Annotated in this window: 19 protein-coding genes and 4 pseudogenes; 10 read left to right on the forward strand and 13 right to left on the reverse strand. The window is 67.5% G+C overall.

Going from position 1 to position 19070, the window contains the following annotated elements:
* Positions 1-2: 2 nt before the first annotated feature.
* The 7 genes from BN4332_RS34515 to BN4332_RS33775 all read left to right on the forward strand — a co-directional run bounded on the left by BN4332_RS34515 (position 3) and on the right by BN4332_RS33775 (position 7581).
* Positions 3-2150 carry a hypothetical protein gene (locus tag BN4332_RS34515; protein WP_066901067.1) on the forward strand — a complete coding sequence of 716 codons (2148 nt, stop codon included), beginning with the start codon at positions 3-5 and terminating at the stop codon, positions 2148-2150.
* Positions 2147-2320, forward strand: coding sequence for a hypothetical protein (locus BN4332_RS33770; RefSeq protein ID WP_200820324.1), 174 nt, complete (start codon positions 2147-2149; stop codon positions 2318-2320). The genes BN4332_RS34515 and BN4332_RS33770 overlap by 4 nt, the downstream gene beginning before the upstream one ends.
* The gene (locus tag BN4332_RS20415; protein ID WP_066901069.1) at positions 2320-4113 is read left to right on the forward strand and encodes a Gp37-like protein; all 1794 of its coding nucleotides are present in this window, start codon (positions 2320-2322) and stop codon (positions 4111-4113) included. Before BN4332_RS33770 ends, BN4332_RS20415 begins: the two co-directional genes overlap by 1 nt.
* A gap of 77 nt (positions 4114-4190) precedes the next feature.
* Positions 4191-4640 (forward strand): phage gene 29 protein family protein, encoded by a 450-nt coding sequence (locus BN4332_RS20420; RefSeq protein ID WP_066901071.1) that lies wholly within the window; start codon positions 4191-4193, stop codon positions 4638-4640.
* 10 nt (positions 4641-4650) lie between these two features.
* Positions 4651-4953: a hypothetical protein gene (locus BN4332_RS20425; RefSeq protein ID WP_066901073.1), complete on the forward strand. Its 303-nt coding sequence runs from the start codon at positions 4651-4653 to the stop codon at positions 4951-4953.
* A complete protein-coding gene (locus tag BN4332_RS20430) occupies positions 4950-5258 on the forward strand; it encodes a hypothetical protein (RefSeq protein WP_066901075.1) in 309 nt (102 codons plus the stop codon). Before BN4332_RS20425 ends, BN4332_RS20430 begins: the two co-directional genes overlap by 4 nt.
* 19 nt (positions 5259-5277) lie before the next feature.
* A complete protein-coding gene (locus tag BN4332_RS33775) occupies positions 5278-7581 on the forward strand; it encodes a carbohydrate binding domain-containing protein (protein ID WP_066901077.1) in 2304 nt (767 codons plus the stop codon).
* 360 nt (positions 7582-7941) lie between these two features.
* Here BN4332_RS33775 and BN4332_RS33280 read toward each other — a convergent pair whose 3' ends face one another.
* Entirely contained in the window at positions 7942-8163 is a 222-nt protein-coding gene (locus BN4332_RS33280) for a hypothetical protein (RefSeq protein ID WP_160110896.1), read from the reverse strand.
* Between the two features lie 142 nt (positions 8164-8305).
* Between BN4332_RS33280 and BN4332_RS34520 the strand changes: the two genes are divergently transcribed.
* Both BN4332_RS34520 and BN4332_RS20445 read left to right on the forward strand, forming a co-directional pair.
* On the forward strand, positions 8306-9379 hold the full coding sequence (locus BN4332_RS34520) for a hypothetical protein (RefSeq protein WP_235654155.1): 1074 nt from the start codon (positions 8306-8308) through the stop codon (positions 9377-9379).
* A 34-nt stretch (positions 9380-9413) separates the two neighbouring features.
* Positions 9414-9845 (forward strand): hypothetical protein, encoded by a 432-nt coding sequence (locus BN4332_RS20445; RefSeq protein ID WP_066901079.1) that lies wholly within the window; start codon positions 9414-9416, stop codon positions 9843-9845.
* Positions 9846-9912: 67 nt separating this feature from the next.
* On the opposite strand, the gene BN4332_RS20450 is transcribed toward BN4332_RS20445, so the two are convergent.
* From BN4332_RS20450 to groES, 3 genes are all read right to left on the reverse strand, one after another.
* Complete coding sequence (locus tag BN4332_RS20450) at positions 9913-10203, reverse strand: hypothetical protein (RefSeq protein ID WP_160110897.1); 291 nt, start codon at positions 10201-10203, stop codon at positions 9913-9915.
* 67 nt (positions 10204-10270) lie between these two features.
* Complete coding sequence (gene groL / locus BN4332_RS20455; protein ID WP_066901083.1) at positions 10271-11890, reverse strand: chaperonin GroEL; 1620 nt, start codon at positions 11888-11890, stop codon at positions 10271-10273.
* A 96-nt stretch (positions 11891-11986) separates the two neighbouring features.
* Positions 11987-12289 (reverse strand): co-chaperone GroES, encoded by a 303-nt coding sequence (groES, locus tag BN4332_RS20460; protein WP_066901085.1) that lies wholly within the window; start codon positions 12287-12289, stop codon positions 11987-11989.
* 219 nt (positions 12290-12508) lie between these two features.
* Between groES and BN4332_RS20465 the strand changes: the two genes are divergently transcribed.
* On the forward strand, positions 12509-13798 hold the full coding sequence (locus BN4332_RS20465; RefSeq protein ID WP_066901087.1) for an HNH endonuclease signature motif containing protein: 1290 nt from the start codon (positions 12509-12511) through the stop codon (positions 13796-13798).
* Positions 13799-13823: 25 nt separating this feature from the next.
* Here the strand turns inward: BN4332_RS20465 and BN4332_RS20470 are convergent, their stop codons facing one another.
* From BN4332_RS20470 to alr (BN4332_RS20510), 9 genes and pseudogenes are all read right to left on the reverse strand, one after another.
* Complete coding sequence (locus tag BN4332_RS20470; protein ID WP_066901089.1) at positions 13824-14252, reverse strand: nuclear transport factor 2 family protein; 429 nt, start codon at positions 14250-14252, stop codon at positions 13824-13826.
* Positions 14253-14271: 19 nt separating this feature from the next.
* Positions 14272-14526: pseudogene (locus BN4332_RS20475) on the reverse strand (tRNA (adenosine(37)-N6)-threonylcarbamoyltransferase complex transferase subunit TsaD); the annotation flags it as partial.
* The gene (rimI, locus tag BN4332_RS20480; protein ID WP_066901093.1) at positions 14523-14984 is read right to left on the reverse strand and encodes a ribosomal protein S18-alanine N-acetyltransferase; all 462 of its coding nucleotides are present in this window, start codon (positions 14982-14984) and stop codon (positions 14523-14525) included. The pseudogene BN4332_RS20475 and the gene rimI, both read right to left, overlap by 4 nt.
* A pseudogene (locus BN4332_RS34525) lies at positions 14981-15127 on the reverse strand (tRNA (adenosine(37)-N6)-threonylcarbamoyltransferase complex dimerization subunit type 1 TsaB); the annotation flags it as partial. The pseudogene BN4332_RS34525 and the gene rimI, both read right to left, overlap by 4 nt.
* Positions 15128-15200: 73 nt before the next feature.
* Positions 15201-15755, reverse strand: a pseudogene (gene alr / locus BN4332_RS20490) (alanine racemase); the annotation flags it as partial.
* A gap of 11 nt (positions 15756-15766) precedes the next feature.
* A pseudogene (tsaB, locus tag BN4332_RS20495) lies at positions 15767-16309 on the reverse strand (tRNA (adenosine(37)-N6)-threonylcarbamoyltransferase complex dimerization subunit type 1 TsaB); the annotation flags it as partial.
* Positions 16306-16773, reverse strand: coding sequence for a tRNA (adenosine(37)-N6)-threonylcarbamoyltransferase complex ATPase subunit type 1 TsaE (tsaE, locus tag BN4332_RS20500; RefSeq protein ID WP_066901207.1), 468 nt, complete (start codon positions 16771-16773; stop codon positions 16306-16308). The gene tsaE and the pseudogene tsaB, both read right to left, overlap by 4 nt.
* Entirely contained in the window at positions 16766-17854 is a 1089-nt protein-coding gene (locus tag BN4332_RS20505) for an alpha/beta fold hydrolase (protein ID WP_066901097.1), read from the reverse strand. The genes tsaE and BN4332_RS20505 overlap by 8 nt, the downstream gene beginning before the upstream one ends.
* On the reverse strand, positions 17851-19020 hold the full coding sequence (alr, locus tag BN4332_RS20510) for an alanine racemase (protein WP_066901099.1): 1170 nt from the start codon (positions 19018-19020) through the stop codon (positions 17851-17853). Before alr (BN4332_RS20510) ends, BN4332_RS20505 begins: the two co-directional genes overlap by 4 nt.
* Between the last annotated feature and the right edge of the window lie 50 nt (positions 19021-19070).

Genomic DNA, 19070 nt, shown 5'->3' on the forward strand with positions numbered 1-19070 from the left:
CTATGGCAACCGTCGTCCGCCTGAAAGGCGTAAACGGCGTGTGGTTCAACCTGACGGACGGGAATTACGAAACCGAGGGCGGCACTGTCCTCGGTCCGTCAGGGATCTACCTGGCTACGGACGTCTCCGGGATCTTCGACCCGCCCGTCAAGGCGGTCTACGAGGAGCCCGGGAACTTCCCCGGCGCCCGGTACCTGAACCACCGCATCCTCCGCCGCGACGTCGTGTTCGGCGTCGAGATCCTCAACGACGAGAAGGACGGCCCGGAGCACTCGTGGTCGCGGCGCGACTCGATGTGGCGCCGCGCCTGGTCGTTCTCCGAGGACGCCGAGCTGCACATCACCACCGACGAGTCCGGCACCCGCTACCTGAAGCTGCGGCTGTTCGAGTCCCCCTCGGTGGAGATGGCCCACGACCCGAACATGAACGTCATCAACCTCACCAAGATGGTCACCGTCGCCGGAGACCCGTTCTGGTACGAGGACGACGTCGTCTACCCGGCCGTGACGACCCTCGACACGACGTTCGACCCGAACCCCCTGCCGTGGCCCTGGCCGCAGGAGGACCTCCCGACCGAGACCCTGACCATCACGGTCCCGAACGCAAACCCCACCGACCAGATTCTCTGGGCGAAGTGGACGCTGCCAGGCTCCTCGTTGGCGCCGTCGGAGCCGTACGTGCCGGGGCTGCCCTGGCTGGGCGCCCCGAACTCTCCGGCCACCCGCTGGATCGTCCCGGACTACAAGTTCGAGCTGGAGCCGGACGATGACCCGGCTATGGCCACCCGTCGGATCCAGATGCCGGACCTGATCGGCGGTCTGCGGACCGAAGAGGTCCAGAAGATCTACATCGACGGCCGCCCCACCGGCGGCACGTTCACGCTCAGCTACGACGGTGAGACCACGGCCCCGCTGGCCTACAACGCCAGCACCGCGGCCGTCGAGTCCGCCCTGATCGCGCTGGCCGGCATCTCGGCCAACGACGTCGACGTCACGATGGACGCAGCGACCAACGAGGTCCAGCTGCTCCGCCTCACAGGCGGGTCCACCGGTGGCACGTTCACGCTCACCGTCAACGGTGAGACGACCGCGCCGATCGTGTTCAACCCGTCCGACATCGGCCTGAAGTCGGCGATCCAGGCGCTGCCCAGCGTCGGGCAGCTCGACGTGGCCGTCTCCTCCGAGCGCGTCAACGAGGTGCAGACCGTGCGCCTGGTCGGGGAACCGACTTCGGGCACGTTCACCCTGACGTTCTCCGGAGAGACCACTGCTCCGATCCCGTACAACGCGACGGCCGCCCAGGTCGAGTCCGCGCTCCGCGCGCTGAACTCGATCGGAAACAACGACGTCCGGGTAGAGGCCGGGAACGACTGGTTCAACAGCCCGTACACCATCACGTTCGGCGAGACCGGCGGGATCGTCGGCGGCATCGTCGACGTGATCGCGGGCCTGGTCAACAACATCCTCGACTTCCTCGGCCCGATCGGGGACTGGATCGAGGAGCTGACCCAGAACGTCGCCTCGCTGATCGGCATCGGTGACTTCCTAGACGGCTCCCCCGGCCTGTCGGGCGTGAACGTCCGGCCGCTGACCGGGAACGCCTCCGGGCTGTCCGGCGGCGCGGGACTGGCGATCGAGGTAGAGACCGTCACCGAGGGTGACCGCGTCTACACGATCGAGTTCAAGTCCGGCCTGGCCGGCGTCAACATGCCGCTGATCACCGGGAACACCTCGGGCCTCACCGGCGGCGTCTCGCCGACCGTCGAGGTGGCCACCAGCCGTGACGGCTCCCGGCCGTACGCCGTTCGGTTCACGAGCGATCTGTCCGGTATCGACGTTCCGCAGATGACGATCGACACCTCCGCGCTCACCGGCGGCTCCGGTGTCACCGGCCGCGTGATCACCACGCGCGAGGGCGCGACTGCCCCGGCCGAGAACGTCGTCGTCGACACCGACCCCCGCGTGGAGCAGGTCTCGTCGGAGTCCGGATCACAGATCTGGGCCCGGATGAACGGCGTCCGCTTCCTGAATTACATCCCGCCCTACACCGGCGAAGTGACCTTCGAGGTCACGGTGTCGGGCGCCGTACCTGGCCAGATGATCACGCTGCGGTTGCCGCGTGCCTGGTCCCGACCCTGGGGGCTGGAATGAAGCTGACCATGCGGACCCTCGGGATCCCAGTCTTTAGCCTCCACCTGGCTGACGACCCCGGGGAGGAGTACGTCTCCAACCTCGGCGGCGCGTTCGACTTCGCGCCCGAAGAGACCGAGTACGAGGAGTACGAAGAGGAGTCGACGGGCTTCGGCTTCGGGGTGACCTGATGCCAGCGGATATGACCACCCTGGAGGGCCACCAGGCCCTCTGGGGCACGATCCAGGCTCGGCGCCGCCAGATGGAGCTGGAACGGCTCAAGCCCCCCGTCACCCGCCTCTGGGACGGCGACTACACCCTCCGCGGTCAGATCGTCGGCGAGCGGGCGCTGGAGTTCGAGTTCATCGAGAACGAGACCGGTACCGCGTCGATCGAGCTGTCGCTCGACCACTACCTGGCCAAGTGGATCATGAACCACCGCGGCCGTGCGAAGCGCAACGTTCACGTGACGTTCGACAAGCAGGGCGCCCGCTGGGCCGGCCGGATGGACCACTACCGCGTCGTCCGTACCAAAGAAGGCGACGTCTACCTCGAAGTCGTGTTCAAGCACGACTACGAAGAGCTCAAGCACATCTACGTCTGGGCCAACCCGTTCCTGCGGGCGGAGTTCCAGTTCCCGAAGATGTGGGTGATGTTCGGGCCTGCCAAGTGGGCCCTGCTCCTGACGCTGTTCGTGAACATCCTGCGGCTAGAGACGTCGCTGTGGACGCTACCGGACAACCCGCTGGACCCCACCGAGTGGATGCCGTTCAGCTTCAACCCGGGCGTCTGGCGCAACATCGTGAAGCCGTTCCCGTTCATCGGCGACAACACCGGCCTGACGATCGTGTTCTCGCGGTTCAAGTCGTTCCACGACGTCGCCAAGACGATCCTGGCCGACAACCAGCTGACGCTGGTCGGCCGCCGGTACCTGCACGGGGAGGACCGCCACCCGTTCGCGGACCTGCAGGGCGAGCTGAACATCGACCTCGTCGAGGACCTGTTCTCGCTGATCCCGCTCCGGCACGGCGTGCTGGTCTGGGACATCGTCGACAACTCCGGCTGGGGCACCGAGACCGCGTTCGGCGGCTCGCTGCTCGTCGGTCTCGTGCGCGCGGTGATGAACATCGGCTCCGACGGCATGACCGAGGGGATCGACGTCTACACCGGCGCCCCGACCTACCCCGGCGAGTACTACACCCCGTGGTTCCTAGGCACCAACCCGCGGTCTCCGCACGTGGTGTTCATGGAGTCCCCGTACAACGGCATCGAGTCCTCGGAGTTCATCTACACCGAGGCCACGGACACGTCGTTCATCATGGGCGGCCGGTCGATGCCGGGCGTCAACGAGGCGATCTCGGCCGCGATCAACATGGGCGGCGACTTCCTGACCTCGCTGATCAACTCGCAGCTGGCGGCGCTCGGCGCCTTCGGCGGCGCGATCGACCTACCGCCTCTGGGCGGCCTGATGGACGCTGTCGCTCAGCCGCTGTACTCCGACGTGATCCTCGCGTTCATGGAGATCCCCACGCTCCGAGCGGCCGGCCTGAGCCTGCCGATCGCGGGCCTGGAAGACATCGTCACCGGGCTGGGCGACTTCCACTACAACGAGGGCTGGGCGGACGGCGCCGACAAGGCGTTCACCATCTCCGCCCTCCTGGCGGCCCGCGCCAAGCAGTGGGCCACGCGGGCGCATCACGCGCACACCGTGAAGATCGCGGACGCCGCCCCGTACATGATCGGGGACAACGGTCGCGGCCACTTCTGGCTCGGCTCCCGCGTCGGCACCTCGCCGCTGGGCTACCCGATCCCGTACACCGTGTTCGTCGAACGCGTCACGCAGATCAAGTACCGCGTCGGCAAGGACGGCCCGGAGGGCTGGAAGATCACGATCGGCTACCGCGAGCCCGAGGACCCGATCCTGAAGGCGTTCGAGCTCATCCAGACCATCAACTCCGGCCTGGGCCAGCTCGGCATCTTGTAGCCCGAACTTGACATGCAACGCGTTCAGTGATCCGCGCTGTTCAGCATTCCTGAACGACTGAACAAAGGACCCGCCACATGCAGCACACCCAAGACACCGCCGACTGGAGAGATCCGAAGAAGGCCCTCGCATGGGCCCTCGTCGGGCTTCCGCACCCCAACGGAGGCAGTAACCAGGTCACGCACCCGGCCATCATCGAGGCCTGGTCAGAGCACCTGGTGCGCGTCGGGCTGCTGCATGTGGACCAGGTCCGTGCGTTGGCCGACGCCGACGGCAACATCCACGTCTCCAAGCTCCCCAAGCAGGAGCTGAAGTACCAGCCCGCGGTCCGCGGCCCCCGCGGGACCCCGTACAACCCGGCCGCCCGGTGGGTCCCTATGGACACGCCGGAGCCCCCCAAGTTCCGCATCCAAGACCCTCGCACCATGACCCAGCAGGAGCGCGAGGCGCAGCTAGCCATCTACCGCGCGGAGGGCTGGCTCCCTGACAACCGTCCGGTCCCGAGCACTGCTCGGGTCGTGAACTGAGAGGCCCGCCATGACAGCTCCCTTCCCCGTCGACGACTCGCCCACTATCCCGATCGTCTCTACCCAGGACCTGGCCGCCGCCCTGGGCTGGGACCTAGACGGGGACGGCGACATCGAAGGCATCGAGACCAAGATCCCCGAGCCGGCCGTGGTCCGCGGCCTCGGCGCCGCGGTCCTCCCGATCATCGGCTGGATCGTCGGCAAGTCGCTCGACGTCGCCTGGATTGATCAGGCGGTCGCGGCCTACGCCGTGGTAGCGCCGGTGGTGCTGGGCTTCCTGATCCGCTCCAAGGTCACCCCGGTGAAGAAGTGAGCGTCATCCTCGACGTCGCCCTGGCCGTCTCCGGCCCGGTCGGTGTCGCTCTCGGCGCCTTCGGCCAGCGCATGGCCACCCGGCGCCTCGACCGCGCGGTGGCCAACAAGTCCGACGCCGACGCCGCGCAGGCGTTCGCCGTCGCCGCGGTCACGCTCGTGAAGCCGCTGGAAGAGCGCGTCTCGAAGCTGGAGGCGCAGCACTCGCTGGCCATCGCCTACATCCGCGACCTGTGGTCCTGGATCGACCGGCACATGCCCGGCCGGAAGCCTCCCGCTCCGCCGGAGGCCCTGAACCTGACTTGACATACAACGGAGGCACGCGATGGCCGACTGGCCACTGACAGCGCCTGACGGCGCCTACGAGCTCGGCGGCGGCGACTTCAGCTTCGGCCAGAACATGACCGAGAGTATCGCCCGATCGCTGTTCGAGATCCCCGACTTCAACGCCCTCAACGCGCTGACGGTACTGCCGGAGCTCCTACTTCGCCTCCCGCTGGAGGCGTTGCAGCGGTTCCAGGCTTTCATCCCGGACGTGCTGGACGGGGCCTTCAACACCGTCACCGGCGCGGTCGACGCCATTATGGGTGCGCTGACCAACGCCCCGCGGATCCTCAGCGCGATCATCCAGCAGCTGAACGCCGTGCTGTCGGACATCTTCGGCGGCCTGGACCTCGGGGATCTCCCCACGCCGGAGGAGTTCTGGAACTGGATCGTCACCCAGATGATCGAGCCGCTGGATCTGCTGCTCGGCCCGAACTCCCCCCTGAACGTCCTGAACCTGGTGGGCCAGCTTCCGCAGTCGTTGTTCGGGCTGATCCCTGCATCGGCGATCAGCGGCTCGAACCCCAACCTGTTGACCAACCCCGGGTTCGACGGCTCGGCGGCGCTGGCAGGCGCCGGCATCTGGGCGTGGGACAGCACAACCGGCCGGAACACTCCGGGATCTGCGAAGACCACCGCGAACGGCACGATGCGAGCGATCCTGTCGAACCCGGCCGACGTCGAGGCCGGGCAGGTTCTGGCTCCCTCAGTGTGGGTGAAGACGGCAGCGTACTCCGGCTCAGGAACCCCGATCCGCCTGGACGTGCGCACGTACAATGCCGCGGGCACCGTCGTAGGAACCTCCACGATCGCGGCGATTGCCGGGCCCGGCGCGATGTGGACTCAACTGTCCGGCAGCTACACCGTCCCGGCTGGTGTCTCCCAGGTTCGTTTGCGTCTGGTCGTCGATAGCACGGCTACCGGTGGAGATGTCTGGTTCGACGACGCCACGCTGGCCAAGACGGGCAACGGCCCCTTCGACGGCATCCTGGAGCTGTTCGGGCTCGGAAACCTCAGTCAACTGTTCGGGCTGGACGTCGATTCGGTCTGGTCCTCGGTGATCACCGCGATCCTCAACCCGCTGTCCCTCCTGGAAGACTCAGGGATCCGAGCCACCGTCGAGGACTTGATCGACCAGCTCCTGGGCGCCATCGGGCTCGACCCACTCGGCAGCATCGTCGACAAAATCCTGGACCTGACCGACGGGATCGGAGACTGGTTGCTGGATACCGAGGGGACGTCGGCGAACCTCGACAATCTGATCGGCGACCTGCTGTCGGACCCGGCGTCGGTGATCGGCTCGATTCCCCAGGCGCTGGTGTCGGGGCTGACAGGTGCGCTGGGCAATATACAGACCACGCTGAACCAGATCGGCGACGTTTTCAACGGCTTGGTGGTGACCCCCATCAACTCGATTGTCGGCGCAGTGTCGTCGTGGTTTAACTCTTGGTTCGGCGGAGGATCGTCGCAAGCGATCCCGGTGTCTCAGAAGGGTGTCGCTTCCGGTGTGGCCCCGTTGAACTCGTCCGCGAAGCTGGAAACGTCGTTCCTCCAGACGAACGTCGCCAACGGCGTCCCGAAGCTCACCAGTAGCGGGAAGCTGGACCTGGCCTACGTCCAGACCAACGGCACGGGCGACCTGCTTCAGCTTGACGGTAATGGATTGGTCCCCGTCGCTAAGCTACCCAACCTTACCGGCACCTACCTGTCGTCGAGTGAGAAAGGCGCCTCTAACGGCGTAGCTCCCCTAAACACGAACTCGGTGGTCCCGTTAATAAACCTGCCAGCAGAGGTGGGCGGCTCTGGCGGCTCGGGCGATGGACGCCCGTACGTGGTCATTTATTCCGGGACGTACCAGGATATTCCCAACAATACGGAGACGGTGTTAACGAACCTGAGTCAGTACGGAACCGCGTCGGTGACGTTCGAGAACAGCTCAAACACGCGGTTCAGGTTTAACACCCCCGGAATGTGGTTTGTCACCGGTCAGATAGCGTATCCGTCGACAGCAGGCGGGACGGGTATTAGAGAGGGCTCTCTTCGACGGGTGAGCACCTTCATGGGTTCACCGTTCACTATCAAAATCGTTACCGTGCAGTTTCCGGGTGTGGCCGGTCGCCTGCAAGCGTCAACCTTTTCTGCAATGGTGCGCGTCGCGGATTACAACCCAATCCCCGAGTTCTCTTTGTCGGAGGACGATTTGTTCGACCTAACGACATTCCAGAATAGTGGGGCGACAACCCCCAAGCTGAGCTCGGACGGCATGAGTAACACGATGCTGACTTGCGTCTACCTGGGCGCCTAACGCCACGTATCGCCGCGACAAACCCGGCCCATAGACATGGGGTGCATCCGGTACAACCGCCCAAGCTCGATGTACGAGTAGCCCTCTTCAGCACGTAGGCGACGGATCTCATCGACATCATCCTGGGACAGCTTCGCCGCCCAGTGCTCCTCGCCTCGTCGGTGAGCCGTCACAAGCCGAATCTTGCCACTCGCGCCAAGCGGGGGCGCACGAATTGAACAAACGGAGGTGAGTTGTGCCTTGGTCTCCCGATGAAGGCGACGCGCCGCATACTCCTCCGACAGGCTGGTGGGCGGAGGTTACGCTCCAGCTCACGCCCGGACCTGCCGCCCTGACGATCACCGGCTCCGTGCCCGGGGTCTACACCAGCAGCATCCTGCAGCCGGCCAGCGCCAGCCTGATCATCACCGGCAGCGCGCCGACCGTGGCCATCACCCAGCACCGCCTCCTCTCCCCGGCTCCCGCGGAGCTGCAGCTGATCGGATCACACCCCGCGCTGGAGGAGACGTTCCGGCCGGTAGCCGCGGCGCTGACGGTGACCGGCGGGGTTCCCGACGTCCGGATCACTGGGCACAAGTTCATCGCCCCGAGCCCAGCGACTCTCGGGCTGTCCGGCTCAGCGCCAGGAATAGCCACGACATCACACCGGCTGATCGCCCCCACCGCGGCACCGATGGCAATAACAGGGGGACAGCCCGCGGTCTTCGCCAGTGACCAGCAATCGGTGGCCCCGTCACCGGCTGTGCTATCGCTAACCGGCGGCGAACCGTTCGCTTCGGTTGGCCTAGTGGTTCGGCCGGATCCTGCTTCGCTCACCCTCAGCGGATGGCAGCCCGCGGTCGCTACTCCTGTCCGAGCCCAGCCCGGGACCGCCGTCCTGACGCTGGTGGGATCCCACCCGGCGCTCGGCACAACCGTACGGCCCAGCGCCCCGGCCCTGACGCTCGTCGGCAGTCAGCCGACCATCCAGGTGTCCGATCACAAGCGGCTAACGCCTACAGGCACCGTTCTGACCCTGACAGGCAACGCAGCATCAGTGACCGCGACCGCGCACAAGGTCGTCACCCCCTCGGGCCCGGCCCTCACCGTCATCGGTGGAACACCAACGGTAACGGTGTCGAACCACAAACTGGTCTCACCCACCACGTCCCCCCTGGCGTTCACCGGGGGTACGCCGACCGTCACTGTGGCCTCCGCTGCGGTGTCGATCATCGCGACCAACACGTCCACCGCCTCGACATCGATCGCCATACCGGCTCACCAGGTCGGCGACATCATCATCCTGGTCGCAGCTCAAACTGGGGTGTCCGCAGCACCCACTAAGCCGGCTGCCGGCGGGACCGTCCCGGCCTGGGTCACCATCGATCAGACCTCTGCCGCCGGTGGCATGCACACCGTCAGCCACGTGGCCACCGCCACCAATACCACCTCGGGGTCCTGGACCGGCGCGGACGCAATGGCCGCGATTGTTCTACGCGGTCAGCGCAGCACCAACCCCGTCGGCGGACACGCAATCACCGCCAACATCGGCACAACTTTCACCGCACCCGCGGTCACGCTTGCAGTGACCGATGGCACCTCAGTTCTGATCCATGCGTACGCCACGTCGAACCTAACCAGTGCGTGGCCAGCCGCCCCGTCGGGCTACACCAAGCAGTCGTCCGCGGGCAGCACCAGCACCAAGGGCGGGATGGTCTTGACGAAGAACGTCACTACCTCGGACGGGTCAGTCGCCGTCACCGCCGGTGGCGGTTTCTCGGTCTGGCAGGCCGCTTCCATCGAGGTCGCTGCTCATTAGCCCCAACTTGACATACAACGTAAGGATTCTCTGAATGGCTGCAGGAACTTGGACTGTTACCAACGCAGGCCGCACGAGTCTGCTCAACGGCACGTTCGACCTCGACAGTGACAGCTGGAAGGTTGCGCTCGTCACCTCCGCGTCCAACATCGGCGCCGCTTCCACCACGTTCGCCGGGGTGACCAACGAGGTCGCCAACGCCAACGGCTACACCACCGGTGGGATCGCGGTATCCCTCGTGCTGGCAGGCACCACCAGCGTCACGGTTTCGTTCGCTTCAAACCCTGTCTGGACGGCTACCGGCTCAGGTATCACCGCCCGCTGGGCTGTGCTGTACGAGGTCGGCGGGAACGTCCTGGCCTACGTCCTGCTGGACAGCACCCCGGCGGACGTCACGGCGACCGCAGGGAACACCCTGACGATCGACTCCGACGGCACCCCGTCACCGGTCCTGACTCTGGCCTGATACAGCAAAATCGCCCCCTCTCCGGGAACCCATCACGGGCTCTCAAGGAGGGGGCTTTTTGCGTTGGTCAGCCCTTGCAGCCGTTAGGCGCCGGAGCGCCGGCTGCGTCGAAGCACTCGGGTGGGTTCCAGCCGAGGGGCTGCAGCATCCCTTGCATGTACCCGGTCTGCCGGAGCTGGGTCCCGTCGGGGAACGGCTCGCCGTGACAGTACGGGGTCACGAGCCCGGCGGTCCCCTTACCGCCCCAGCACCACAGCGCGTCGCCGTTGGGCACGTGCGTATCGGGTTCGGCGTGAGCGGCGGGCGCTAGGAACAACGCCGCCACGAAGGCCGCCGCGGCCACCACTGCTGTTCTCATGGCGAGAGTCTAACGACGAAGCCCCTCCCCCGGAGTGGAGTTTCCGAGAGAGGGGCCTGGTCAGGGGTTAGTGCGCGTGCCCGTGGTGGTGACCGTGGGCGTCATCATCCTGGCTTACCAATTCGACAACTGCGGTCTCGGTCGTCAGGATCATGCGAGCCACGGAGGCGGCGTTGAGCACCGCGGAGCGGGTCACCTTGGCCGGGTCCACGATGCCGTCGGCGACCAGGTCACCGTAGGTCAGCGTGGCGGCGTTGAAGCCGTTGCCGTTGCCGAGCTCGCTGACCTTGTTCACCACGACCGAGCCGTCCAGGCCCGCGTTGGTGGCGATCCAGTACAGCGGGGCCGACAGCGCGGCGGCGAAGACGTCGACGCCGATGGCCTCGTCGCCCTTGACCTCGCTGCGCAGCGAGTCCAGCGCCGCGCGGGCCTGCACGAGCGCCGCGCCACCACCGGTGACGATGCCCTCCTCGACGGCAGCCTTGGCCGCCGCGACGGCGTCCTCGACGGCTTCCTTGCGCTTCTTCAGGTCGGTCTCGGTGGCCGCGCCGACCTTGATCACCGCAACGCCGCCGGCGAGCTTGGCCAGCCGCTCCTGCAGCTTCTCCCGATCCCAGTCGGAATCGGTGGTCTCGATCTCGGACTTGAGCTGCTTGACCCGATCGGCGACCGCATCGGCAGAACCGCCGCCGTCGACGATGACGGTGCTGTCCTTGGACACCACCACGCGACGGGCGGAGCCCAACACGTCCAGGCCGGCCTCACGCAGCACCAGGCCCACGTCGGGGTTGACCACCTGGCCACCGGTGACGATGGCGAGATCCTCCAGGAACGCCTTGCGGCGATCGCCGAAGAACGGCGCCTTGACGGCGACGGCCTTGAGCGTCTTGCGGATGGCGTTGACGACCAGCGTGGACAGGGCCTCGCCCTCGACGTCCTCGGCGATGATCAGCAGCGGCTTGCCGGCCTCGGCGACCTTCTCCAGCAGGGGCAGCAGGTCGGGCAGCGAGCTGATCTTGTCGCGGTGCAGCAGCACCACCGCGTCCTCGAGCACCGCTTCCTGGGCGTCGAAGTCGTTGACGAAGTAGGCCGAGATGAAGCCCTTGTCGAACCCGACGCCCTCGGTGACCTCGAGCTCGGTGTTCAGGGTCGAGGACTCCTCGATGGTGACGACACCATCGTGACCGACCTTGGTCATGGCCTCGCCGACCAGCTCGCCGATCTGCTCGTCGCGCGAGGACACCGTGGCGACCTGGGCGATGGCGGTCTTGTCCGACACCGGGGTGGCCGCGGCCAGCAGGGCCTCGGACACCGCGTCGGCGGCCTTGCCGATCCCCAGACCCAGCGCGATCGGGTTGGCACCGGCGGCCACGTTGCGCAGGCCGGCCTTGACCAGGGCCTGGGCCAGCACGGTCGCGGTGGTGGTGCCGTCACCGGCGACGTCGTTGGTCTTGGTGGCCACCGACTTGACCAGCTGGGCGCCCAAGTTCTCGAACGGGTCTTCCAGGTCGATCTCGCGGGCGATGGTGACACCGTCGTTGGTGACCTGCGGGCCACCGAAGGCCTTGGCCAGCACGACGTTGCGGCCGCGCGGTCCGAGGGTCACCTTCACGGCGTCGGCGAGCTGGTCGACCCCGGCTTCCATGGCCCGGCGCGCAGTTTCGTTGAATTCAATCTGCTTGCTCATAAGTCTCTTTCATGACTCCTGACGCATACCGCCCCGGAAATCACCCGCACATGTACGGGGATCTCCGGGGCGGTTACACGAGGTCCTTAGAAGGAACTACTTGGCGACGACAGCCAGCACGTCGCGGGCCGAGAGGATCAGGTACTCCTCGCCGTTGTACTTGATCTCGGTGCCGCCGTACTTGCTGTAGATGACGGTGTCGCCCTCGGCAACGTCCAGGGGGATCCGCTTCTCGCCGTCCTCATCCCAGCGGCCGGGGCCAACTGCGACGACGGTGCCTTCCTGCGGCTTTTCCTTGGCGGTGTCGGGGATGACCAGACCGGAAGCGGTCGTGGTCTCGGCCTCGTTGGCCTGAACGAGGATCTTGTCCTCGAGTGGCTTGATGTTGACTGCCACGATGGAAGCCCTCCACTTGTTGGGTATCGAGTCCCGGTGTGCTCCGGGGCCCTCGGGTTAACCAGGTGTTCGGCATGCGTCCGTGCCCTCGCTCCGTCGTCGCGGGTGCCGGCGCTGGGGTTGGCCGCGTGCCACCTAGCACTCTATACATGCGAGTGCTAGCACTCAAGGATGGGTCTGTGCGGACTTCCCGAGCCCGCGAATCGTGATAGAATCGAACACATGTTCGAGTCGGGTTTCGTTGTTGATCCCGACGCCACGGAGGCGGCGTTGGTCGATCAGCTCGCCGCAATGGCCCGCGCTACCGCCACCCTTGCGGCGACGCAGGTACGGGTGACGGCGCTGCTGGAAGCCAAGCGCCTGGCCCGCGAATCGGCGCAGGGTGTGCCCGCCGCGCGTCGGGGCAGAGGCCTGGCCTCCGAGGTCGGGTTGGCCCGCAAGGCTTCTCCGTGGCACGGGGCCAAGTTCCTGAAGACCTCCCGGATCCTGGTCGAGGACATGCCCTACACGCTGGCGGCCCTGCAGTCCGGCACGCTGACCGAGAACCGGGCGATGATCATCGCGGACCACGCTGAGTGCCTGCGGCCGGAAGACCGGCGCATCATGGACGCCGAGCTGTGTGCCGATCCCTCAGGCCTGGACGGCCTCGGGGACAGAAAGGTCGAGGCCGAGGCCGGGCGGGTGGCATTTCGGCTCGACCGCGACGCGGTGATGGAGCGCATCAGCCGCCATCAGTGCGATCGCACTGTCACGCTGCGTCCAGCACCGCACGGCATGGCGTACGTGACGGCGCTGCTGACCGCGGCCGAAGGCGTCACGGCCCATCAGGCGTTGCAGGCGGAAGCTGCTGCGGCCGCGGCAGCTTCGATCGCAGCCGGAAACGGATGCGAGGGCCGGGGCCCGTTGATGGCCGACGCCTTCTACCGGCGGGTCACCGGGCGTGAAGTCGGCGCCGCGGTCCCGCTCAACCTCAATCTGGTGGTGTCCGACGAGAGCTTGTTTGCCCACGGTGCCGACCCGGCGGCACTGCAGGGATACGGCCCGATCCCGGCAGCGGTGGCCCGAAAGATGGCCTTGGCGGCACTGTTGGACCCCGAGGTTGAGGCCGCGGTGCGCAAGCTCTACGCCGATCCGGCCACCGGCAACCTGGTCGCCATGGAGTCCACCGCGCGGGCGTTCCCGAAGGGGCTGCGCTGGCTGATCGCCATGCGTGACCAAAGGTGCCGCACCCCTTACTGCGACGCCCCCATCCGGCACATCGACCACATCACCCGGCACGCCGACGGCGGCCCCACCAGCGCCGAGAACGGCCAAGGACTGTGCGAACGATGCAACTACATCAAGGAAAGCGCCGGTTGGACCACCACTACGAGCTACGACGGATACGGCCGGCACACCACGGAAATCACCACACCGACCGGCCGAACCTATCGAAGTACGGCCCCGCCCCTACCGACCGGCGCGCGGGTACTGACCAGCGACATCCACGTCGTGAGAATCCACGCCGCGTAGGCGCGGTCGACCTGACGCGCCGCCGCTACAACGCGATCATCAGATGTTCGGACACGTCCCCGACCATCTCCACATCGACCGTGCGCTCGGTGAAGTACCAGCCGTGCTCATCGCGGGCGAACGCGTCGGCGTAACGCCCGACCACGATGGGCTGCAGCGGCACGTTGTCGGTGTTCTGCACGACGCAGAACGTCGAGCGGGCCGTCGCGCGGGCACCGTCGACGTCGACGATCGGGTTCAGCACCAGGTGCCGGGTCCGCGGAGCATTGCCGTGGTCTGGAAACCGGCGGGTGGTCGAGGCGAACAGCGCGGCGATGGCCGACGCACCCGACACCCCCATGAACGCACCGCGGCCCAGCAGCTCGCCGACACCGTCGAAATCGCCTGCGTCGATCAGCTCGGCGTAGCGGTACAGCAGTTCGGTCACCTCAAGCTTGTCGGCGATCGAACTCATGCCACCTGCCCCTTCANAGGCCGGGTCCGATCGTCGCGGCGACCACGTCGGGCCGTTCGATGCCGGCGGCGTCCAGCGCACGGCGCATGGTCGGGCCCAGCGCCTCCAGATGTGCGCGTGAGGCGATCTCGGGGACGACGCCGCCGAACCGGGCGTGCTCGTCGACACTGGAGGCGACTTCGTCGGCGAGCAGCCGCACCGTGCCATCCTCGGCGAGGTCGGCGATGCCAACTCCGGTTTCGTCACAAGAACTTTCGATGGCCAGGATGATCACGTCGGGCCCCCTTGGGGAAGGCGTTGCATGGTGTAGGCGTCGGCGCCGCTGGCCCGGTAATACCGCTTGCGCAGGCCGATGTTGACGAATCCGAAGCTCTCGTACAGTGCGATGGCCGGTTCGTTGTCGGTGCGGACTTCGAGGAAAACGGTTCCGCCCGAGGCATAGTCGAGCAAATCGCCGAGGAGGCGACGCCCGATGCCCTGCCCCTGGAAGTCGGGATCGACACCGATCGTGTGGATCTCGTACTCGTACGGGCGCATTCGGCCCAGCCGGGAGATACCGGCATAGCCGACCAGCACCCCGTCGCTGCGGGCCGCGATGTAGCGGTTGTGTTTGGCGTCGAGCTCGGCCAGGAACGCCCGCGCCGGCCACGGGTCGTCACCGGCGAACAGCTTGGCCTCCAGCTCGGCACACCGGGCGGCGTCAGCCCGGGTCAGCGCGTCGAATACCGTCATTTCCGCACCGCCACAGAGGGTTTGGGCACAGAGGGTTTGGCGTCGGGCCGGCGCAGATACAGCGGCACCAGCGGCTGTGCGTCGTCCCAGTCGGTGACCGCGCGCACGAGTCCGGCCGATGTCGGGTAGACGACATCGAGCCGNCCACCGCGGTGCCGGCGACCGTGCCCACGGCGGTCAGCCCGGCCGCGCCGGCCAGCCATTGAGCGTTGCGACTCAACGCCCGTGACCTGCCTGCAGATACGTGCGGGTGATCCGGCCGCGCGGGCTGGTCACCACCTCATAATTGATGGTGCCGAGCAGCTCGGCCCAGTCCTGGGCGGTCTGCTCTCCGTGGGTACCCGGGCCGAACAGGATCGCATCGTCGCCTTCGGTGACGTCGGTGGCGTCCGGTCCGAGGTCGACGACGAACTGATCCATGCAGATCCGCCCCACGGCCGGGCGGCGCCTGCCGTTGATCAGCACCTCGATGCGCCCGCTCAACGAGCGGAAGATGCCGTCGGCGTAGCCCACCGGCAGCAGCGCGAGCGTGGTGTCACGGTCGGCGATCCAGCGGTGCCCGTAGGATACCCCGTCGCCGGCATGAACTGAACGGACCAGCGCGACAGGGCATTTCAGAGTCATCGCGGGGATCAGGCCCATGTCGCCGCGTTCCGGGATCGGGCTCAGGCCGTAGACCGCGATACCGGGCCGCACCATGTCGAACGCCAGGTCCGGCCGGGTCAGCGCCGCCGGCGAGTTGGACAGGTGTGCCATTTCGAACACCACGCCCTGCGCGGCGNCGCGCGCACGAGTCCGGCCGATTTCGGGTAGACGACATCGAGCCGGGGCACGGCGAACAATGCCGCGTGATCGGGTGAGCCGGCCACCGCCGCTGCGGAATCCAGCGCGACGTCGGCGGGTGCGTTCACCGCGGGACCGTCGACCCGGATGCCGTCGCGGTAACGCGCCCAGTACACCTCACGCCGGCGCGCATCGGTGACCACCAGTACGTCGCCCTCGGTGTGGATCCCGATGGCGTCCAGGCTGCACACCCCGTGCACCGGGATACCGAGGGCATGGCCGAACGCCGCAGCGCTGGCCATCCCGACGCGCAGCCCGGTGAACGGGCCAGGCCCGCACCCGACGACGACGGCGCCAAGGTCCGCGACGGTGATTCCGGCATCGGACACCGCACCCATCACGTTCGGGGTGAGCTGCTCGGCGTGGGCCCGGGCGTCGACGGTGACGCGCTCGGCGAGGGTGTGCACCGTGCCGTCCTCATCCCGACGGACCACGCCCGCCGTGACGGCCGGGGTGGCGGTGTCGATGGTCAACACGTTCATGGGGTGCTCCACTGCCAGATCACCGTGCGCGTCTCGGTTTCGGTGTCCCGTTCGATGCGGATGTCCAGGTGATGATCGGAAAGCCGTTCGGCCAGGCCCTCACCCCACTCGACGACCACCACGGCGTCGTCGAGATCGGTGTCGAGATCGAGCGCGTCGAGTTCCCCGAGCAGATCGACGCCGGGATGGTCGAGCAATCGGTACATGTCCACATGCACCATCGACGGGCGGCCGGGCTGCCGCGCCCGGTGCACCCGGGCCAGCACAAACGTGGGTGAGACCACCGGCCCGTCCACATCCATGGCCGCGGCGATGCCCTTGGCCATCACGGTCTTTCCCGCGCCCAGTGGACCCGACAACACCACCACGTCGCCCGCCTTCAGCCCGGCACCCAGGGTGGCGCCCAGGGCGATGGTGTCTTCGGCGGTGGCCAGTTGGGCGGTACCGGCGCTGCGCTCAGCCACGGAACCGGACCCGATCACGCACCCGGCGCGTCAGCGTGACCAGCTTGGAGGGGGTGGCCCGCTCCACGAGACGGACCAGTGCGTCGTCGATCACCGCGGGCTCCTCGAGCTGAACCAGGTGACCCGCTCCCCCGACGACCACGAGTTCGGAGCGCGGTAACTGTGCGGCCATGGCCTTTGAGTATTCCACTGGAGTGAGCAGGTCCCGGTCACCACAGGCGATCAGTGTCGGTACCTTGGCGAGCACGCGCAGCGCCCCGGCCTCGTCGTGCACCTCCAGGGCGTGCAGGAACTCGACCAGGGTGGTGATCGACGTGCCGTGCATCATGCGCTGGGAGAACTCGACCACGCTCGGGCTGACCGCCTCGTCCCCATAGGACGCGGCGCGCAGGATCGGCCCGATCACCGAACGGGCCGCGCCGCGGGTGTGATGCACCGCGCCCGGGGCATAGCGGGCCAGGAACCGCACCGCTTCCAGCGCCGGGTTGCGAAGGATCTCCCCCAGCGGCGACCGCGCCACCCCTTCGGCCGCCGACGAGATCACCGCGGCGCCCACGATCTGCTTCGGATAGCGGCGCGGGAACTGCCTGGCGTGCGAAAGCACCGTCATGCCGCCCATCGAATGGCCGACGAGCACCACCGGCCCACGCGGAACCGTCACCGCCAGAACCGCTTCCAGGTCACGTCCCAGTTGCTCGACGGTGTAGGTGTCCGGCGGTGCCGATCCGGACCGGCCGTGGCCACGCTGGTCGTAGAACACCATGCGCACCTGCGGGCCCCATTGTTCGGCCAGCCGGGTGCGCTGAAAGTAGAAGGCCCCCATGCGCAAACAGAAACCGTGGGCGAACACCACCGTCAGTGGCGCGTCATTGGGCCCGACTTCGCGCACCGCCAACGGCACGCCGTCGTCCGTCGTCACCACCGAGCTGCGGTCGGCGTCGAGCCGCTCGAAATCCTCACCGCGGTAGGGGTCCTCGCCGGCGGCGCGCCGGGTCAGGGACCGCACCACCGCGGTGCCGGCGACCGTGCCCACGGCGGTCAGCCCGGCCGCGCCGGCCAGCCATTGAGCGTTGCGACTCAACGCCCGTGACCTGCCTGCAGATACGTGCGGGTGATCCGGCCGCGCGGGCTGGTCACCACCTCATAATTGATGGTGCCGAGCAGCTCGGCCCAGTCCTGGGCGGTCTGCTCTCCGTGGGTACCCGGGCCGAACAGGATCGCATCGTCGCCTTCGGTGACGTCGGTGGCGTCCGGTCCGAGGTCGACGACGAACTGATCCATGCAGATCCGCCCCACGGCCGGGCGGCGCCTGCCGTTGATCAGCACCTCGATGCGCCCGCTCAACGAGCGGAAGATGCCGTCGGCGTAGCCCACCGGCAGCAGCGCGAGCGTGGTGTCACGGTCGGCGATCCAGCGGTGCCCGTAGGATACCCCGTCGCCGGCATGAACTGAACGGACCAGCGCGACAGGGCATTTCAGAGTCATCGCGGGGATCAGGCCCATGTCGCCGCGTTCCGGGATCGGGCTCAGGCCGTAGACCGCGATACCGGGCCGCACCATGTCGAACGCCAGGTCCGGCCGGGTCAGCGCCGCCGGCGAGTTGGACAGGTGTGCCATTTCGAACACCACGCCCTGCGCGGCGGCCTGCTCCCGCATCGCGGTCAGGCGCCGGCCCTGCAGCTCGTTGAACGGATTGTCGGGGTCGTCACCGTGCACCAGGTGACTCATGATGGCGCGCGCCCGGACCGCGCCGTCGGCCTGGGCGCGGCCGAGTCCGGCGATCACGGCCGGGAAGTCAGCCGGGCTGACCCCGTTGCGGCTCAGTCCGGTGTCGACCTTGACCGTGACGGTCGCGGTGCGGCCGGTGCGCTGTACCGCGGCCACCACGTCATCGACCTGACGTACCGAGGACACCGCGATCTCCACATCGGCCAGCAGCGCCGGGGCGAAGTCCGTGCCGGGCGGATGCAGCCAGCACAGCACCGGCGCGGTGATCCCACCGGCCCGCAAGGCCACCGCCTCAGCGATCGTCACCACGCCGAGCTCGGCGGCCCCGGCAGCCAGAGCGGCCCGGCCCACCTCGACGGCGCCGTGCCCGTAGCCGTCGGCCTTGACCACCGCCATCACCTGGGCATTGCCGGCATGCTCGCGCAGCAGGCGGACGTTGTGGTCGATGGCGCCGAGGTCCACCATCGCCTGCGGCGAGAGGTGCGGGCTCAGCGAGGTCTCGAGTTCGGTCGTCTGCATGTCATATCACCGCCGACCATTGTCCCAGAGGCGGGCGTCCGGGCAGTTCG

It is taken from the genome of Mycolicibacterium houstonense, assembly GCF_900078665.2.
In the GTDB taxonomy this organism is placed as follows: domain Bacteria; phylum Actinomycetota; class Actinomycetes; order Mycobacteriales; family Mycobacteriaceae; genus Mycobacterium; species Mycobacterium houstonense.

What these genes read in the sequence shown, in the direction of transcription:
- groL (WP_066901083.1), bottom strand. Translation starts at nt 11,890, where the DNA reads ATGAGCAAGCAGATTGAATTCAACGAAACTGCGCGCCGGGCCATGGAA.
- BN4332_RS20470 (WP_066901089.1), bottom strand. Translation starts at nt 14,252, where the DNA reads ATGAGTTCGATCGCCGACAAGCTTGAGGTGACCGAACTGCTGTACCGC.
- alr (WP_066901099.1), bottom strand. Translation starts at nt 19,020, where the DNA reads ATGCAGACGACCGAACTCGAGACCTCGCTGAGCCCGCACCTCTCGCCG.
- BN4332_RS34515 (WP_066901067.1), top strand. Translation starts at nt 3, where the DNA reads ATGGCAACCGTCGTCCGCCTGAAAGGCGTAAACGGCGTGTGGTTCAAC.
- BN4332_RS33775 (WP_066901077.1), top strand. Translation starts at nt 5,278, where the DNA reads ATGGCCGACTGGCCACTGACAGCGCCTGACGGCGCCTACGAGCTCGGC.
- BN4332_RS20465 (WP_066901087.1), top strand. Translation starts at nt 12,509, where the DNA reads ATGTTCGAGTCGGGTTTCGTTGTTGATCCCGACGCCACGGAGGCGGCG.
- BN4332_RS20420 (WP_066901071.1), top strand. Translation starts at nt 4,191, where the DNA reads ATGCAGCACACCCAAGACACCGCCGACTGGAGAGATCCGAAGAAGGCC.
- BN4332_RS20425 (WP_066901073.1), top strand. Translation starts at nt 4,651, where the DNA reads ATGACAGCTCCCTTCCCCGTCGACGACTCGCCCACTATCCCGATCGTC.
- BN4332_RS20415 (WP_066901069.1), top strand. Translation starts at nt 2,320, where the DNA reads ATGCCAGCGGATATGACCACCCTGGAGGGCCACCAGGCCCTCTGGGGC.
- BN4332_RS20445 (WP_066901079.1), top strand. Translation starts at nt 9,414, where the DNA reads ATGGCTGCAGGAACTTGGACTGTTACCAACGCAGGCCGCACGAGTCTG.
- BN4332_RS20450 (WP_160110897.1), bottom strand. Translation starts at nt 10,203, where the DNA reads ATGAGAACAGCAGTGGTGGCCGCGGCGGCCTTCGTGGCGGCGTTGTTC.
- rimI (WP_066901093.1), bottom strand. Translation starts at nt 14,984, where the DNA reads ATGACGGTATTCGACGCGCTGACCCGGGCTGACGCCGCCCGGTGTGCC.
- BN4332_RS33280 (WP_160110896.1), bottom strand. Translation starts at nt 8,163, where the DNA reads ATGAACTTGTGCCCAGTGATCCGGACGTCGGGAACCCCGCCGGTCACC.
- BN4332_RS33770 (WP_200820324.1), top strand. Translation starts at nt 2,147, where the DNA reads ATGAAGCTGACCATGCGGACCCTCGGGATCCCAGTCTTTAGCCTCCAC.